This is a genomic window from Chloroflexota bacterium, from assembly GCA_034717495.1.
Lineage (GTDB): Bacteria > Chloroflexota > Anaerolineae > JAAEKA01 > JAAEKA01 > JAYELL01.
Map to the genome: position 1 here is coordinate 76,209 of JAYELL010000031.1, position 17,289 is coordinate 93,497.

Genomic DNA, 17,289 nt, shown 5'->3' on the forward strand with positions numbered 1-17,289 from the left:
GACTACGTCGTGGCAGATCAACTCCAGGCTCAACAACCCATTCTGGAACACTTTCGCCTGGATGGCTGGGTGGCCCTCGTCACCAGCTATTCTGTTTTCCTTGAGCAATGCGGCTTCCAATGATATAATCGTGTCACTTATCGTTCGATCAACGGCGGAGATTGGAACCAATTCTACCTGGATACGAGGTCTACACTCCGAACGCTGATCCGATCATGTTTCGTCGGAAATTCGATCTGCCGAGAGTCATGATCGACAATTGATTCATCGGCAGATTTGTTGCTCTGAGTGGAAGCAGTTGTGTCGATGCTGACCAAGACAGCGATCTTTCAACAGCAGCTCGATCGGCCCATGACCCACTGTGCAACTCTGACCGAGCTGCCCGATGGGACGCTCCTGGCCGCCTGGTTTGCTGGCGCCTATGAAACCTCACCCGATGTGGTGATCCAGTCAGCTCGCCTCGCACCCGGGTCCAGTGGCTGGTCGACGCCGCAGGTGATGGCTGAACTGCCTGGCCACTCGGTGGGCCAACCGGTGTTTCTCAAACGCCCCGATGGCGGGCTGTGGTTGTTTTTCGTTGGCATCATGGGCAGGGAATGGACCAGCGCCCAGCCCTTTTTGCAACGCTCGTCAGACGGGGGAGAGAGCTGGAGCACACCCGGGCGGCTGATCGACTATCCCGGGCTGATGTTCCGCAGTCGTCCCGTGATACTCACAGGACGGATTATATTGCCAGTCTACGATGAGAATTCCTGGAAAAGCCGAATGATGATCTCCGACGATGATGGAAAAAGCTGGCGGTTGACCGATCCGATAAAAACGCCGCCGGGTAATATCCATCCCTGCGTCGTCCGGCTCGACGACGGTCGCCTTCTGGCCTATTTACGTACCGGTGGCAGTGGCGGAGTCATTTGGCGCACCACGTCCGATGACCGCGGTGACACGTGGCACAAACCCCGGCCAACAGAGCTTGCCAATCCCAATTCCGGTTTGGATCTGCTGCGCCTGCAGGATGGCTCGCTTGTGCTGGCCTACAACCACAGTGACCGGCTGCGAACGCCCCTGTGTGTGGCGTTAGCGACCGAGAATGAAGCCTGGGGCAGGCCACGCACCATCGAGGATGCTCCGGCTGAGTTTTCCTACCCAACCTTGCTGCAATCGCAGAACGGCACGATTCACATGGTCTACACCTATCGCCGGCAGCACATCCATCACGCGGCTTTCCCACAGACATGGTTGCATGAGAGGCAGAAGAGCGATGAACCAAAACATTGAAGGCGTGATCGTTCCCATCCTCACCCTGTTCGATGAGACCGGCCAGCTTGACGCGCCCGCGATGACATCGCTGGTCGATTTTCTGGTCGAGCGCGGAATCAGCGGCCTGTTTCCCGGTGGCACGACCGGCGAGGGACTGCTTCTGTCCACGCGCGAACGGCAACGGTTGGCCGAGATCACGGTTGAAGCGGCTGAGGCACGTGTTCCCGTCATTGTGCACACCGGCGCCATCACTACCGCCGAAACGCTGGCGTTGACGGAACATGCCCGGGCCATTGGCGCCCAGGCCGTTGCTATTGTACCGCCCTTCTACTATCATCACTCCGACGAAACCTTGCTGCAACACTTCGAGCAAGTCGCTGCTGCGGTGCCCGATTTTCCAGTCTACCTGTACAACAATCCAGCGGTTGCCAACAACAGCCTGTCTCCCGCTCTGGTGTTCAATCTGGTTGACCGGTGTTCCAACATTGTCGGCATCAAGGACAGCAGTGGATCGATAGACTACCTCGCCGCGATGACATCGCTTCGAGGTGGCGCGTTTAACACGGCCAGTGGCAGCGATGGACAGATTCTTGCCGCGCAGGCGATTGGCTGCCATGCCTGCGTGTCTGGAAACGCCAATGTGGTGCCGGAGTTGGTCGTGTCCCTCTTCGACGCCGCGTCGGCTGGTGATTTGATCCTCGCCCGCAGACTCCAGCGGCAACTCAACAAAGTGCGCCGGATCGTTGAAGATGGCGCTGATCTTTCCCTGTTCAAGGCGATAGTGGTCCGTCGCGGCCTTGCTGGTTCATCTGTTGTGCGGGCGCCGCTCAGGGAGATGAGTTCCTCGCAGATCGAAAACCGGTGGCAGGCATTGTCCCGGCTGAACCTGGTGCCATCCCCGGCCGGTGATCTTCTTTCCGAAAAGGAGGCGCCATGAAGTGATTAATTGTCAATGGCGGAGGGACCAAGGAAACAAGGACCAGGTAGACAAGGACCAGGGACCAGGTAGACAAGGACCAGGGACCAGGTAGACAAGGACCAGGGACCAGGTAGACAAGGACCAAGGATCAGGGAAACAAGGACACAAGTAGGTGCCAGGCCATGGTGCATCGGCAAACTTGTCTACTTATTTTCTTATCTACTTGTCTACTTCCCACCTATCTACTTATCTACCTGTCTACTTGTTTACTTTTCCACTTCCCACCTGTCTACTTCCAAATCATGTATCACGAAAGGAGCAGAATCATGAAACGCAATTTCACCTGGCTGGGCCTCAGCCTACTGATCGTTCTGAGCCTGTTACTGGCTGCCTGTGTGGCGCCAACTGTTCCGGCGCCCGCGCCGGCGGAGCCGGTTGCAGAAGCCCCCGCCGAGGCAGAAGCGCCTGCGGCGGAGGATGTAGTCACACTGGAATTCTGGGGCGGGTGGACAGGCCCCGACGGCGACATTATGGCAGACCTGGTTGACCAGTACAACGCCGAAAACGATGGCGTAGAGGTCACCTTGACGCGCCAGCAGTGGTCGCCCCTCTTCGATGCCTTCATCGTTTCGGCCAGTGCCGAGGAGGCTCCCGATATCCTGGCCATGCATCCCCAGGAAATGCCCCAATTTGCCGAGCTGGGTTTGCTCAAACCTTTGGACGAGATCGTCGCCCAGTCGGATGTGATCAACGCCGGGAACTACCTGGCCAGCGCCTGGGATCCCAACGTCTACAAGGGTGCTCTCTACGGCACCCCGCTCGACCTGCACATGCATGGTCTTTTTTACAACGTCGATCTGTTCGAGCAGGCGGGTATCGAGGGACCACCCGCTACCGGGGATGAACTGCTGGAGACGGCTCGCCTCTTGACGGTCGATGCCAATGGCCTGCATCCCGGTGACGAGGGCTTTGACGCCGAGACCGTCGAACAGTACGGCATCAACATGCATACCAACCATCACGCCTTCTTCCAGTGGTGGTCGCTGCTGAATCAGCTTGGTGGAACGATTCTCTCTGAGGATGGTTCAGCCTGCGCCATCGATATCGACAAGGGCACGCAGGCCTGGCAGTGGCTGCAGGATCTGGTTTACGAGCACGGCGTGGCGCCGCAAGGCCAGACCGACTATCCCCGTGATTTCCTGTCAGGACGAACGGCCATGATGATCGACGGCCCCTGGCGTATGCCATCCCTTGAGGCCGCCCAGGAGGAAACAGGCTTTAACTGGGCAGCGGCTCCCTACCCCGTGGTCTTCGACCAGCCGGCTGTATGGGGCAGCGCCCACATCTTCACCTTGCCAACCTTCGCCGATCCTGACAAGGAAGCGGAGGCGGTGGCGTTCCTGGAGTGGCTGGCTGCCAACTCCAGTGCCTGGGCCAATGCCGGTCAGTTGCCGGCTTTCGCCGCGGTCATGGAGTCGGAGGAGTTCCTGAACATGCCGGGACGTGCGGCTTTCATCGAGATGATGCCCCACGAGAAGATCTTCCCCAATACGCCCAAGTACAGCGAGATATTCGCATCCAACGCACCCACCCCCATGATGGTGATGGCGCAGAATATCATGCTTGAACAGGGCGATGCGAGAGCTGCCGTCGAGGCGGCCTGCGCGGGAATCGACGCGATTCTGTCAACCCCGTAAAGGTTGATCCAAAGACAATTGGCTGGTTCAGCCCGATTGCACCTGATTGGGCTGAACCAGCCGTCGGCGCGCTGTTGTTGAGTTTTCCGAGACCAAGATGCCAATCCTGCCCCGCCAGAACCCTTCCCAGGGCCAATTGAACGAGGGAAAAACCTCTTCCTCTCGTAGCAGTTGGCGCGCCGCTCCCTATCTGTTCATACTGCCTTACATGCTGTTCTTCGTGATCTTTCGCCTGGGCCCATCGCTGGCTGGGCTGGGCATTGCGTTTACCAACTGGGCTGCCGTGGGAACGCCCAAGTGGGTTGGTCTGGGCAATTTCGAAGCCATGGTGCGCGATCCGCTGCTCAAGGACGCGGTGCTGAATACAATCCTGTTCACGGCGCTGACGGTGCCGTTGCTGATCGGGTTGGGACTGGGGCTGGCGCTTTTCATGAATCAGCCCTACCGAGGCCGGGAGCTGGGGCGGGTCGCCGTGTTTACTCCCTTTGTGGTCATGTCTACCGTGGTGGGCGTGTTGTGGACGTGGCTGCTGGAAAAGGATTTCGGCCTGATCAACGTGACCTTCGGGCTTGACATTCCCTGGCTGGTGAGCAAGGACTATGCCATGTTGGCCATTGTGATGACGACGGTCTGGTGGACGGTGGGCTACAACATGGTGCTATTTCTGGCCGGACTGCAGGATATTCCCCGGGAGCTGTACGAGGCAGCTCGCATCGACGGCGCGGGCCGTTTCCAGCTGCTGCGGCGGATCACACTGCCCCTACTCGCTCCCACCATGTTTCTGGTGTTGATGCTGACGATCATCAATACCTTTCAGGTATTTGACCAGGTATTCGTGATGACTTCCGGCGGGCCGGGAACATCAACGCTGACTTTGGTCCAATACGTGTACACCACCGCCTTTCAGTTCCGCAAGTTTGGCTATGGTTCGGCAGTAGCGGTGTTGCTATTCGCCATTCTTGTGCTGCTGGCCTTGATCCAAACACGTGCCTATCGGCGCGGCCTCGAGGGAGTCACCGAATGAGAACGCAAGGCAGTTTGCTGCGTTTCGTCTGGTACATCGCCTTGGTGATCATCGTCATCCTGGCCCTGGCGCCGCTGATATGGATGATATCCACCTCGCTGAAGCCAGAAACTCAGATCACGACCACCGAGATCCGCTGGATACCTGAAACCATCACGCTGGAGAACTTCCAGGCTGTGCTGGACCATCATGCCATGCTGCGCTGGACAATGAACAGCCTGATCGTCGCTGTCACCGCGACCGCGTTGGTGTTGGTCCTGGATTCACTGGCTGGTTATGCGCTGGCACGTATGCATTTCCTGGGGCGAGATCTGCTTTTCCTGTTGATCCTCTCCATGCTTTTCGTGCCCATTCAGATTACCGTGGTGCCCTTGTTCCTGCTGTTTTCCAAGATGGGCTTGACGGATAGCCACGTTGCCCTGATCTGGCCGGTGGGAGCGACCGTTACGGGAGTTTTCCTGATGCGCCAATTTTTCCTGAGCGTGCCAACTGAGTTGGAGGATGCCGCGCGCGTCGATGGCGCCAACGATCTGCGCATCTGGTGGTCTGTTGTCTTACCCCTGGCACGACCTGCCTTGACTGCCGTGGCGATAATCACCTTTCTTTCTACCTGGAACAGTTTCTTTTGGCCCCTTATCGTTACTCGCAGCGACGCCGTGCGGACCCTGCCTGTGGGGATCGCCCAGTTCATGAGCCTGCGTCCCGGCATGGCCCAGGCCGCGCAAGCGTATGGTCAGTCGATGGCCGGTGCTGTCATTGCTGCCCTGCCCCCCGTCATCGTCTTCTTCGTTCTCCAGCGCCACTTCATCGAAGGCATTTCGATGACGGGCTTAAAGGGCTAAGGAACAGAGCACCCCACCATGCAAAAAAGTGAAATTGCAGCCATCATCAGTGCTTCCGACCTGCTAAAGGGCTTAACGTCCGAGGAATGTATGGTGTTTGTCGATGCCGGCAAATTACGCCATGCACCACCTGGTACCTTTCTGTTCCATCAGGAAGACTCCGTAGATGCCTGTTTCTTTATGCTGACTGGCAGGGTACGCCTGGCGCAGTTAACACCGGGTGGCAAGCAGGTGATCGTGGATATCATCTCTCCTGAACGCTACTTTGGTCTTTTCGTGGCTATTGCCGGCATGACGCACCCTGTCTCGGCAGAAACTATCGAGGATAGTACTGTCTATTGCTGGGAGACGGAAACAGTGCGGGAGTTGATGTTGCAATTCCCCCGCGTTGCGCTGAATAGCGTCGAGTTGATCGCCAAGCGCTTTGTGCGATTACAGGGCCGGGTGCAAAAACTCGCCACCGAGCGAGTCGAGCAACGCGTTGCCCACACCCTGTTGGATATATCTCGATTCGTGGGCAAAGAGATCGAGAACGGTGCAATGATCGATCTGGCGCTTTCGCATCAGGACCTGGCAGAAATGGCAGGAACAAATATCTATAGCGTCAGCCGGGTGTTACGCAAATGGGAGCATGACGACATTGTCTCAATTGGCCGCCAACGCATACTGCTTCGCAACCCAGATCATCTGCGCCTCCTCGTAGAAGGTGGCTAATTTCTTTGACCCCGGTAGAACACTTAGTTCGAGTGAGGATTTTCTCAGAAATAGCCAAAATAGTGCAGTTTGTCTGAAAAGAGTGACGCCTAGCCAGGCAGAAGTAGCATCAGTCGTCCCCCACACATGTACAAAGCATGTTGGGGGGCTTTCATTGTCCGCTGGATTATATCAAGACTCTGAGAGTTTGTCATTCTCCACGAACTTCGGCGCGTCTCCACAACTCCTCCACAATCGCCTGTTATTCTATGGTCGTCAGCGAAAAAGTCGCCGACCACTCAACTCAAGGAGACTAGGATCATGAAAACTATAAAAACACTCGCATTCAGTTTTTTCGCCGGGCTTCTAGCCCTGACCATCGTCACCGTCAGCACCCCCATCTCTGCTGAAGCAGCAACAGAAGTCGCTGCTACCACTGTCGTCCAGGCCCCCGCAGATGAAATCACCGACCAAGAAGCTTTGGACTTGCAGTTCATGGTAGAGGAAGAGAAGCTGGCCCGCGATGTCTATCTGACACTCGACGAGGAATGGAACTTCCGCATTTTCCAGAATATCGCCAGGGCTGAGCAGACCCACATGGATGCCATCCGCACCCTCCTCACCACCTACGGCGTCGATGACCCGACCGTTGGCAATGACATCGGCGTGTTTGAAAACGACGACCTGCAGGCGCTCTACGACCAACTGGTGGAAACCGGCAGCCTATCGTTGGCCGATGCCCTACTCGTCGGCGACGCCATCGAAGAAATCGACATCCTCGACCTGGAAGAACGCATTGCCGAAACCGACAAGGCCGACATCCTGCAGGTCTACGAAAACCTGCTGAAGGGTTCTGAGAACCACCTGCGGGCCTTCGTTTCCACTTATGAACGCCAGACAGGTGAAGACTACGAACCCCAGTATCTGGAGCAAGACGCTTACGACGCCATCATCAATGCGGATGCTGAAACTGGCGGCAATGGCCAGGGTGGCAGCAACAACGGTGGTGGTGGCAATAACGGTGGTGGAGGACGAGGCAAGTAACCCACACCCTTCTGACATAACCACGAACAAGGAGAACGGGAAGACTGCGAAAATTCAGCCTTCTCGTTCTCCGCAGGACTGGAAGGACAATCACTTAGAATTAACCTCCGGGACGTGGCCAGGACCACTTCATTTGCCGAAATTTTGGCGGCCGCCTTCCGGAGGTGAAAATATCTCACGCAACACGCTCTACGGGAAACCATTCTTATGCCTAAAAAAGCACGAACGAAACGACGTTTTAATAGCTGGTGGCTGATCATACCCTTGGTCATCATCGTAGCCGGCGCTTTTTATTACTTTCGATATTATGTCCCCTCCCAGGTAACCGAGGCAGCGCCAACGATGAAGACCGCCAAAGCGCGCACAGGTAACATCATCGTGAGTGCCAATGCCGCGGGTGTGATTGTGCCTGCTGAGGAGATGCAATTATCGTTCGGAAGCGCCGCCGGCCGTTTGACCGAATTATTGGTGGGTGTGGGTGATGCTGTCGAAGCAGGTGACATCCTGGCCCGTCTGGACGATAGTGATCAGCGCTTGGATGTAATGCAAGCCGAGGCGAATTTGGCCGCGGCGCAATTGAAACTGTCGGAGTTGAAGGAAGATGCTGACACCATCGCCCTGGCAGCTGCACAAGCCAACCTCTACGGCACCCGAGATAATCTCAACAATGTCAGGACGCCCGCCACTGATGCAGATATTGCCGCTGCTCGGGCTAATCTCGTTGCGGCGCAAAAAGCGCTTGTTGATTTGAAATCTGGCCTGACCACGGCGGAAGAGACGGTGTTGAGCGCCGAGTTGGAAAAGGCGACGATTGCAGTAAACAGAGCTCAGGAAGATTACGATGCCATTGCCTGGCGCAGCGATGTCGGCAAAACTCCACAGGCGCTGGCGCTGCAGCAAGCCACCATCGATCATGAAAAAGCCCTGGCTGCCTACCAGTTGGCCACGGCTCCGGCAGGTGCCGAGAGCATTGCCAATGCTGACGCCCGCGTGGCGGTGGCGCAGGCAGCTCTTGACAAATTGCTTACCCCTGCCGATAGCGAAGCGGTGGCGGCGGCTGAGGCAAAAGTAACGCAGGCAGAGGCTGAACTTCAACACTTACTCGATGGTGCAGATCCAGTGGATGTCGAGGCGGCGCAAATCGGTATCGACCAGGCGCTGGCCAATCTTGAAGCCGCAAAACTGGCCTTGAGCCGAACGGTGCTAAGCGCACCAATGTCTGGTGTTATCACGAGCAGTTCCGCCAGTGTCGGGGAAAACCTCACTGCAAGTCCGTTGCTTACCGTCACCGATCTCGATGACCTGCGCGTTGATCTTTTTGTGGATGAATCCGATACGGCACTGATCGCACCTGGCCATGTGGTGAACATCACCCTGCAGGCTGATGCCGAGACAACATTTTATGGCAAGATCGTCGAAGTTGATCCCACCCTGGTCACAGTGGATGGGGTTCCCGCCCTGCGCGCTCAAGCGACATTGGAAAATCCTCCCGCCTATGTTCGCCCCGGCATGAGCACGAACCTGGAAATCATCGCCGCAACGGCTGAAGGGGCGCTGCTTGTGCCGCTGGAAGCGCTGCGTGAACTCAGCCCTGGCAGCTACGCTGTCTTCGTGGTTGTAGATGGACAGCCGGTGATGCGAACAGTTGAGGTCGGGATTATGGACTTCGCCAATGCTGAAATCGTGAGTGGCCTGGAAAAGGGTGATGTTGTCAGCACCGGGGTCGTCGAGACCGAGTGAATCAGCCCACAACCCCAATTAACGGAGCTTCAGCGAAATGAGCCAACCCCTGATTGAGTTACGCAACATTTCCAAAGTATATGGATCGGGCGAGATAGCGGTTAGAGCCTTGCACGATGTGAATTTAACGATCGATACTGGTGAATTTGCCGCTATCATGGGCCCTTCAGGCTCAGGCAAATCCACATTGATGAATGTGCTCGGGGCGCTGGATCGTCCAACTGAAGGGCTTTATGTTCTGGATGGCGAGGATATCAGCGAATTGAACAAGGATGAACTGGCGCATATTCGTAATCGCAAGTTGGGTTTTGTTTTCCAAAGCTTCAATTTGCTTCCGCGCCTCAGTGCTTTCGATAACGTCATGCTTCCCCTACTGTATGACCCAGAGTTTATTTGGACAGATAGTGAGTTAGAGGAGCGAGTGATGGCGGCTCTGGAGTCTGTCGGTTTGGCAGATCGAGCTGATCACAGACCCAATGAGATGTCCGGTGGCCAGAAGCAGCGCGTCGCTATCGCCCGGGCGCTTATCGCCGAACCACCTTTGATCCTGGCAGATGAACCCACCGGCAACCTGGATACGCGCTCCAGTGAAGAAATCATGCAGATACTACACCGGCTACACGATAGCGGCCATACGATTGTCATGGTCACCCACGAGCCAGAGTTAGCAGCATATACGCAGCGGGTCATCTGCGTGCGGGATGGTGTGATCGTCTCTGATGACAAGCAGGGTAGTGGTTGCACCACACCCGTGGCGGCAGGGAGCGGACAATGAGTTTTTCTAGAACTTTGCGCACCGCTTTTTCGTCACTGGTCAACAATAAACTGCGTTCCTTTCTGACGACATTAGGCATTATCATCGGCGTTGCTTCCGTTATCATCATGGTGGCAGTAAGCGCCGGGGCCGAGGCTGTGATCGCCGAACAGATCAACAGTTTGGGCGCGAATCTCATTATCGTTTCGGCTGCCCGTGGCACCCCTGGTGCTGCAAAAACGCTGGTCTATCATGATGCAGTGGCCATTGCCGAACAGATTGGAGGCATCTCTGGCGTCGCTGCCGAGCAGGCTCCCTCTCCGCAAACCGTTAAGGCGGGAAGTTCAGTGCTCGAAGTTGATGTTTTGGGCACGACGGTCGGTTTTCCCACCGTGCGAGATGCGCCAGTTGCCGATGGTCGTTTTTTCAATCAATCCGAAGTGGACGGCGCTCGCAAGGTCGTGGTTTTGGGATCCGGTATTGCCAACGAATTGTTTGGTGAAGAGTACGCTGTGGGACAGACGATCACGGTTGGGAACACGCGCTTCACGGTTGTTGGCGTCATGGCCGAGAAGGGAAATGTAGGAGGCATTGACTACGACGGACGCATCTACATGCCCATAACTGTCGTATTCCAGAAATACGTTACCAGTCAGCTCGCGAGTGACAAAGTGAGAACCATTTACGTGCAGGCCGATAGCAAGGAAACGATGGATAACACCATTTTGCAGATCGAATCGCTGATGCTGCGCCGACATGACGTGCCGGCAGAAAAGCCGGATTTCACCGTGCAGACACAGCAAGATATCATCAGCACCCAAGAAGCGACAACCGAAGCGTTCCGAGCTTTACTGGGCTGGGTGGCAGGCGTCTCTCTGCTTGTTGGAGGCATTGGCATCATGAATATCATGCTGGTGTCCGTAACTGAGCGCACCAGCGAGATAGGCATCCGCCAGGCTGTCGGCGCGACACCAGGTGATATACGACGGCAGTTCCTTATCGAGGCCTTGGCGTTGAGTTTGCTCGGCGGTTTGGTCGGCATCGCAGGAGGCGTGGGGGGGGCCTGGCTTTTCGGCGAGATGGGTGAATTACGAACGGTGATTGTGCCAAGCTCGATTGTTGTCGCCTTCTCCGCTGCTCTATTGGTGGGTGTATTCTTTGGCTATTTCCCCGCCAACAAAGCAGCACAACTTGATCCGATTGAAGCACTACGACACGAATAAGTAAGGCGCCACTGGCGCGACTTTATCCTACGGAGGATACATCCATGAATGCAAAGAAACTAACACTCGTCTTGATACTGATCGTCATCCTATCTGCTCTGACAGCTTGCGGTTCTTCCGACACAGCCGAAACGACAACTGTCGGAACATCCGCCCTGTCTGATAACTACGCTGATGCGTTGCCAAACCGCACGCAGCTCATCGTCGGCATACTCCAGTTGGAAGGAACTGATCAACAAGTCACCCAGGAACAAGCTCGTCAACTGTTGCCATTGTGGCAGGGTTCTCGGGCGCTACAGCGCACTGGCTCTGGTTCACAGGAGGAAGTCGCCGCGGTGTTGAATCAAATCGAGGATGTACTGGAGTCTGAACAGATTGAGGCCATTCAGCAGATGCAACTCACCCGACAAGATCTCCAGGACACGGCCAGAGCCTTTGGTTTGGCGGTCGGTACTGGTGAAGGAGCGGGAACAGGTCCCGGCGCTACGGGAAAACGAGGTCAGGGTGATGGCCAACCACAACGAAGCGGCCCAAACACCAGTGAAATGCTGCTGGAACAACTTCTGGCCGTATTGGAAATCCGGTTGCAATAACTACAGAATCCACATCTCTCAATTATCCAAACTATCAGGAGAACATCATGAAACTATCCAAGATCATCATTATCCTAATCATTGCCACCACTCTGCTTGCTGCCTGCGGCGGCGGAGAGGCCGAGGTTTCCTCGACTGAGCAAAGCTCACCATCCGCAGTAACCAGCGATTCTGTGGCGCTTGGCGAAGACTACCAAGATGCTCTCACGCTGAAGAATCAGATTATTTTGGGCACACTGCGCCTTGAAGGAACCGGCGATGCTGTGACCGCCGACCAGGCTAAAACTCTGCTACCTTTTTGGCAGGCCTATCGCTCTCTGACCGAAAGCGGCAACGCTGCTGTTGAGGAGACTGAGGCTGTGCAAGATCAGATTCTTGACGCCATGATCCCTGGGCAAATCGCTGCGATTGCCGTAATGAAGCTCACCAACGACGATCTGCAGACCTACTATGTCGAGATCGGCGTTAAGGATCCGGTGGATGAGAGCGCAACGCCCAATCCTGATACCACCGGTGTGCCGATGAAAGACCTTTCTCCAGAAGCGAAAGAGACCGCGAAAGCGGAGCGCGGCATCGTTTCCTCCAGCTCGGGTCGTGGTGTGATTATGATGGATAAGATCATCGAGCTACTTGAGAGTAAGTAACTGATGTTACGCAGGTAACAGTTGGCCCGCGGACGGCAGCCAGAAGACTGCGGACGACAGACCGCTTCCAGAAGACCGCAGACAACGGACGGCAGACCGCGATCTGTGGTCGGTTACAGGCAGGCGGTCAGCGGTCGTCGGTCAGAAGACGGCAGAACTGCGTACATAAATAAGTAATACTGGGCGAATTGCGCATCATTGGCGATAAATCCGACAAAAGTCGGCGACAACCGTTCCCAACCCCTGTATAATGGAGCTTAAATACTCAATTGAGCAACTCGGCCTCCAGGAGGTGGTGACGTACAGAACGCTACCTCCTGGAGGCCGCAGCTAATTTCTTTAACTCTATAATTCAGGAGAAATATCAAAATGAACCAAACGAAACTTTTCCCCGACTGGAAAGACACGATCGTCTACGGCAGTGATGGCCCAGAGCCGCAAATCCTGGTGGCCGACGAAAAAGCCAAGATTATCCTGGCCGGGTTAGAGCCGGGGCAAACAATCCCGGACCATGCCGAGGCGCAAGCCATGTACCATTTTCTCGAAGGAAACGGCTGGATGATCGTTGGTGGCGAGCGAATGCCGGTCAGCGCTGGAGCTACTGTGGTTATGCCGGAGGGCGCAGTGCGCGGCATGGAAGCAGAAACGCGTCTGGCTTTTCTGGCTGTTCGCATCTCATAATCACTCGCGTTACGTGGTAATAAGCTCCAATGCACCACGTACAATCATACAATCAAAGGAACCAAAAACATGTTTAGCCAGAAGCTACAAGATGGTATCAACGATCAGATTAATGCCGAACTGCATTCTTCTTACATCTACCTCTCCATGTCGGCCTTCCTGGAAGACAAGACCCTGCCTGGGTTTGCCCACTGGATGAGATTGCAGTACGAGGAGGAAGTGCTTCATGCCATGAAATTCTTCGACTTCATGAACGACCGTGGTGGCCGGATCAAACTGCAGGTCATCGAGGCCCCGGCTGTCGAGTTTGGAACAGCGCTGGCCGTATTCCAGAAAGCATTGGAGCACGAGCAGTACATCACCGGCCGTATCAGCGACCTGTATCAGTTAGCTCTGGCAGAAAACGACTACCCGACCCAGGTCCTGCTGCAATGGTTCATCGAAGAACAGGTCGAGGAAGAGAAGAACGCCGGTGATGCTGTGGCCCAGCTCGAACTCATCGGCGACTCCGGTCTCGGCATTCTTATGATGGATCGAGAAATGGCCGCCCGCCAGGCTGTACCCGCAGTGGAACCGGCAGCGGCATAAATTCGACGAAAGACCGCGGACGACAGACGGCTTCCAGAAGACGGTGGTCCGCGGTCTGCGGTCCTCGGTCGGTAGAACTGCGTAACATCCACTACTGGATTTGGTTGTTTTCAGACAATGCTTAATAATCATGAATTGACTCGCAAATCAAAAACACCCAATTCAAGATGCATAGGAGAAAACATATGTTGTCTACAAAAAAACCGCTCCGTATGGTTTTCATTCTGTCAGCGTTGATACTGTTGCTGGCAATACCGGCCGCTACAGGCGCCGCAGGAGAGAATGGCATCGTCAGCCCCGAGGATGGTGCTACGATCAGTGGTAGTGTGGAAGTGACAGGCGTGGCTGCGGACCCGAACTTCGAAAAGTGGCAGTTGGACATCCTGGGCGACGGTGATGAGGATAGCGCTTCCTTCATCGCCCTTGGCGAGGAACAGGTTTCAGAGGCAGCTAAACTGGCAACGGTTGATACGACCATGTATCCTGATGGCGCTTATACCTTGCGCCTGCGTGTGGTGCGTAACGACGGCCAGTACGACGAGTACTTCAGCAAGATCACCATCGCCAACAGCTAGAAGGTTTTCTACACCGGTGTGATTCCGGTATTCGGAACACCAATCCCGATGCGCGCTCTGTGCGCATCGGGATTTTTTAGTACATCTGCTGAGCGAAGCCGAAGTATGACGCTGACAAACGCAGATTCTCGCTGATCAAAAAAAGGAGATAAAAAAAGATCAGCGGCAATCTGCGCCGTAGGTCTGCGTAATCGGCGGTCCTCTGCACAGTCTTTGGCAAGGGGCACGGGTTGGGAGATACAGGAGTGGTTCATTTTTTTGAATAACTCCCGCGAACTTGCAGTAGCGCAAAGACAGTTGCGCCTGTCACGGGTATGCTGAATGAATGACAAAATCCCAATGGATTTGTGACACCATGGGCTTTTCCTCCCGAGGCCGCTGAAATCTGAAATGAGAAGGAACACCTGTCAATAAAATGAATGAAAAACGGTTTCCGAGGTGGTTGGTCATCCTGCTGATCGTTATCGTAGGTTTCGTCGCTCTGTTCGTGCTGCCCTTTGTTTCCTGGCTCATTGCCGATGAAGGTCTCAACCGTACAGCGCACGCCGATTTTTGCGGCCAATGCCACTCGATGGAGCCGTTTTGGGCCTCCTATCAGCAAGATATCCATGGTGGCAGCTCACAGTACGGTTTTCAGGCTTCATGCACCAATTGCCACCTGGATAACAGCAGTTCCACTGCCTATTTTTACAGCAAGGCAACGAAAGGCCTCCATGACCTTATGGTGGAGACCTTCAGTGATACGGAGCAAATCGACTGGGAAGCAATGCGGGAAGATCGTGAAGAATACACCTATGATTCGGGCTGTTTGAGCTGTCACAACAACTTACTCGACTCCACCCTGAGCAACTCAAAGGCTTTTCTGCCCCACCGGGAATATTTCTCGGGTGAAACTGAACAAAAATGTGTTTCATGTCATAAACACGTTGGGCACAAAAATCTGTCAGATTATATCAACAACCCCACCGCAGCGTATTGAGGAGGAACTCAATGGTATCCCGCAGCAAATGGATCGTCCCGATTCTTATCCTTCTGGGATTGTTAGTAGTAGGTAGCCTTGGCGCCTGCACATCGGAGTACGCGACCGCTCCCACCAGCCAGGAACAGGCCGCTGAACCAGCGCCAACGGCTGTTCCGCCTGCCCCCAAGACCATTGTGGTTGAGGTGGATCGAAATGCCGGCGATCTGGCGGTCAACGAGAATCTCGCCATCACGCGCGGCATGGATGAAGTCAGCCAGCAATGTATTGAATGCCATAATAGAGAAGATCCCGGCATCGTCAACGATTGGCGAGCCAGCCGGCACGGGCATGTAAGCGTTTCCTGTCTGGATTGCCATGCCGTCGAAAAAGATGACCCCACGGCCACACAGCATGAAGACCTGGAGGGCACAGACACCTATATTTCCGTGCTGGTGCCGCCCAGCCGTTGCGCCGATTGCCATCCCAACGAAATGCAGCAATTCGACAGCAGTGGCCATTATCGCGCCGCTTTGCAGGTCGAGGCCAAAGATGGCATGCAAACGCTGATGCATGTGCATGAAGGACAGAATCATCCTGAGTTTATCAATGCCACTCAGGAGACAGGCTGTATGCAGTGTCATGGCCAGCGAATCGAACTGGATGACAAGAATGGTCCTATATCTGAAACCTGGCCCAATGCCGGCATCGGGACCATTTACCCGGATGGAAGCGTCGGCAACTGCACTGTTTGTCACACCCGGCACAAATTCGATATTGCCGAAGCACGCAAGCCGCAAGCCTGCGCATCATGCCACCTGGGTCCCGATCATCCCGATATCGAGATATTCGAAAACACCAAACATGGACAGATATACGATACCGAGGGTGAAACATGGACGTGGGATAGTGCCCCGGATGCCTGGGAACCTGGCGATTATCGGGCCCCCACCTGCGCCACCTGCCATATGAGCGGCATCGGTGAATTGAGTACGACCCACAATGTCTCTGACCGCCTCTATTGGAATCTGTGGGCCAAACGCTCCGCAATGCGCGATTCAAACGATCCCATGAGTGCGTTGACCGGTCAGGGAGAAGAGGGTCGCGCCAAGATGGAGATGGTATGCGGATCCTGCCATACGCCACGCCATACCACCGCCTTCTTCAAGCAGGGTGATGGCGCCGTGAACCTGTACAACGAAAGCTACTACGACCCCGCCAAGAAGATGCTGGACGAGCTGAAAGAGAAGAGTTTGCTGAAGGGCAACCCCTGGGCCGACGAATTCCAGATACTTTACTACCACCTGTGGCACCACGAGGGACGCCGCGCTCGCCAGGGTGCGATGATGGGAGGGCCCGACTGGGCTCACTGGCACGGATTCTTCGAGCTTCAGCAAGATCTCTATCGCATGCAGGATATCTACGACTACCGGCTGGAAACCGGGCAGATCGAAGAACCCTAAACCGCTTTGCCCCTTAGCGCATAAGATCGTATCGAGACCCCAGGCGTTCTTCCAGCGCCTGGGGTTTTCTTCTTCAAGAATTCGCGTCACCACTTCGGCAAGCTCAGTGCAGGCTCTGAACGGCTTAAACCTTCAACTCGCATGACCAGTAGGTCACGCTACCAGCGTGACATCTGTAGTACACGTGGACGTAAATTCTCCAATAGTTGTCACTTAGCGTCATTCCCGCGGTCCCCGTGTCCGCGAGGATGATTGCGGGAATGACGCTTGTGAGCAACCTCATCCACCGAGCGAACCTGTCATCCCGATGCACCTGGCGACCCAGACAGCACAGCGAGGTGCTTCGGCTGGTATTGGCCGCTCGAACCGAGATCGGATTGCCAGCCACGGTTCGTCTCCTATTTTGGTCTCGTGCCAGACCCACTCAGCAGGACGATTGATCGAACCCTGGGTTACCTTTACGCCCGACCGTACTAAAGCAATGCCACTTTGAAACCAAGGGTTGGATGGGAACGGCATGTTCGTTCCCCCTAACCCCCCAAAGGGGGGAACTCCGGTCACATCACCCCCCTCTGGGGGGCCGGGGGGGGCTGT

The 17,289-nt window shown here is 55.3% G+C and carries 17 protein-coding genes; all 17 read left to right on the forward strand.

Translation table 11 applies throughout. The features are described from left to right. The first annotated feature begins 306 nt into the window (after positions 1 to 306). The 17 genes from U9R25_06105 to U9R25_06185 all read left to right on the forward strand — a co-directional run bounded on the left by U9R25_06105 (position 307) and on the right by U9R25_06185 (position 16,695). Positions 307 to 1,275 carry a sialidase family protein gene (locus U9R25_06105; protein ID MEA3335465.1) on the forward strand — a complete coding sequence of 323 codons (969 nt, stop codon included), beginning with the start codon at positions 307 to 309 and terminating at the stop codon, positions 1,273 to 1,275. After that, entirely contained in the window at positions 1,259 to 2,194 is a 936-nt protein-coding gene (locus tag U9R25_06110) for a dihydrodipicolinate synthase family protein (protein ID MEA3335466.1), read from the forward strand. The genes U9R25_06105 and U9R25_06110 overlap by 17 nt, the downstream gene beginning before the upstream one ends. Before the next feature lie 308 nt (positions 2,195 to 2,502). Next, positions 2,503 to 3,873, forward strand: a complete 1,371-nt coding sequence (locus U9R25_06115) for an extracellular solute-binding protein (GenBank protein ID MEA3335467.1) — start codon at positions 2,503 to 2,505, stop codon at positions 3,871 to 3,873. 97 nt (positions 3,874 to 3,970) lie between these two features. Then, positions 3,971 to 4,897 (forward strand): sugar ABC transporter permease, encoded by a 927-nt coding sequence (locus U9R25_06120; GenBank protein ID MEA3335468.1) that lies wholly within the window; start codon positions 3,971 to 3,973, stop codon positions 4,895 to 4,897. Continuing rightward, positions 4,894 to 5,739: a carbohydrate ABC transporter permease gene (locus tag U9R25_06125; GenBank protein ID MEA3335469.1), complete on the forward strand. Its 846-nt coding sequence runs from the start codon at positions 4,894 to 4,896 to the stop codon at positions 5,737 to 5,739. Before U9R25_06120 ends, U9R25_06125 begins: the two co-directional genes overlap by 4 nt. Before the next feature lie 18 nt (positions 5,740 to 5,757). Beyond that, entirely contained in the window at positions 5,758 to 6,453 is a 696-nt protein-coding gene (locus tag U9R25_06130; protein MEA3335470.1) for a Crp/Fnr family transcriptional regulator, read from the forward strand. A gap of 300 nt (positions 6,454 to 6,753) precedes the next feature. Continuing rightward, complete coding sequence (locus U9R25_06135) at positions 6,754 to 7,476, forward strand: DUF2202 domain-containing protein (GenBank protein MEA3335471.1); 723 nt, start codon at positions 6,754 to 6,756, stop codon at positions 7,474 to 7,476. 207 nt (positions 7,477 to 7,683) lie between these two features. Beyond that, complete coding sequence (locus tag U9R25_06140; GenBank protein ID MEA3335472.1) at positions 7,684 to 9,216, forward strand: efflux RND transporter periplasmic adaptor subunit; 1,533 nt, start codon at positions 7,684 to 7,686, stop codon at positions 9,214 to 9,216. A 37-nt stretch (positions 9,217 to 9,253) separates the two neighbouring features. Beyond that, entirely contained in the window at positions 9,254 to 9,991 is a 738-nt protein-coding gene (locus U9R25_06145) for an ABC transporter ATP-binding protein (GenBank protein MEA3335473.1), read from the forward strand. Next, a complete protein-coding gene (locus tag U9R25_06150) occupies positions 9,955 to 11,193 on the forward strand; it encodes an ABC transporter permease (protein MEA3335474.1) in 1,239 nt (412 codons plus the stop codon). Before U9R25_06145 ends, U9R25_06150 begins: the two co-directional genes overlap by 37 nt. A 44-nt stretch (positions 11,194 to 11,237) precedes the next feature. Then, a complete protein-coding gene (locus tag U9R25_06155) occupies positions 11,238 to 11,786 on the forward strand; it encodes a hypothetical protein (protein MEA3335475.1) in 549 nt (182 codons plus the stop codon). 47 nt (positions 11,787 to 11,833) lie between these two features. Next, positions 11,834 to 12,430 carry a hypothetical protein gene (locus U9R25_06160; protein MEA3335476.1) on the forward strand — a complete coding sequence of 199 codons (597 nt, stop codon included), beginning with the start codon at positions 11,834 to 11,836 and terminating at the stop codon, positions 12,428 to 12,430. Between the two features lie 369 nt (positions 12,431 to 12,799). Next, the gene (locus U9R25_06165) at positions 12,800 to 13,111 is read left to right on the forward strand and encodes a cupin domain-containing protein (protein ID MEA3335477.1); all 312 of its coding nucleotides are present in this window, start codon (positions 12,800 to 12,802) and stop codon (positions 13,109 to 13,111) included. Positions 13,112 to 13,180: 69 nt separating this feature from the next. Next, positions 13,181 to 13,699 carry a ferritin gene (locus tag U9R25_06170; protein ID MEA3335478.1) on the forward strand — a complete coding sequence of 173 codons (519 nt, stop codon included), beginning with the start codon at positions 13,181 to 13,183 and terminating at the stop codon, positions 13,697 to 13,699. A gap of 185 nt (positions 13,700 to 13,884) precedes the next feature. After that, positions 13,885 to 14,274, forward strand: coding sequence for a hypothetical protein (locus tag U9R25_06175; protein ID MEA3335479.1), 390 nt, complete (start codon positions 13,885 to 13,887; stop codon positions 14,272 to 14,274). Positions 14,275 to 14,689: 415 nt separating this feature from the next. Next, entirely contained in the window at positions 14,690 to 15,253 is a 564-nt protein-coding gene (locus U9R25_06180; protein MEA3335480.1) for a NapC/NirT family cytochrome c, read from the forward strand. A gap of 11 nt (positions 15,254 to 15,264) precedes the next feature. Next, positions 15,265 to 16,695 carry a multiheme c-type cytochrome gene (locus U9R25_06185; protein ID MEA3335481.1) on the forward strand — a complete coding sequence of 477 codons (1,431 nt, stop codon included), beginning with the start codon at positions 15,265 to 15,267 and terminating at the stop codon, positions 16,693 to 16,695. Positions 16,696 to 17,289 lie beyond the last annotated feature (594 nt).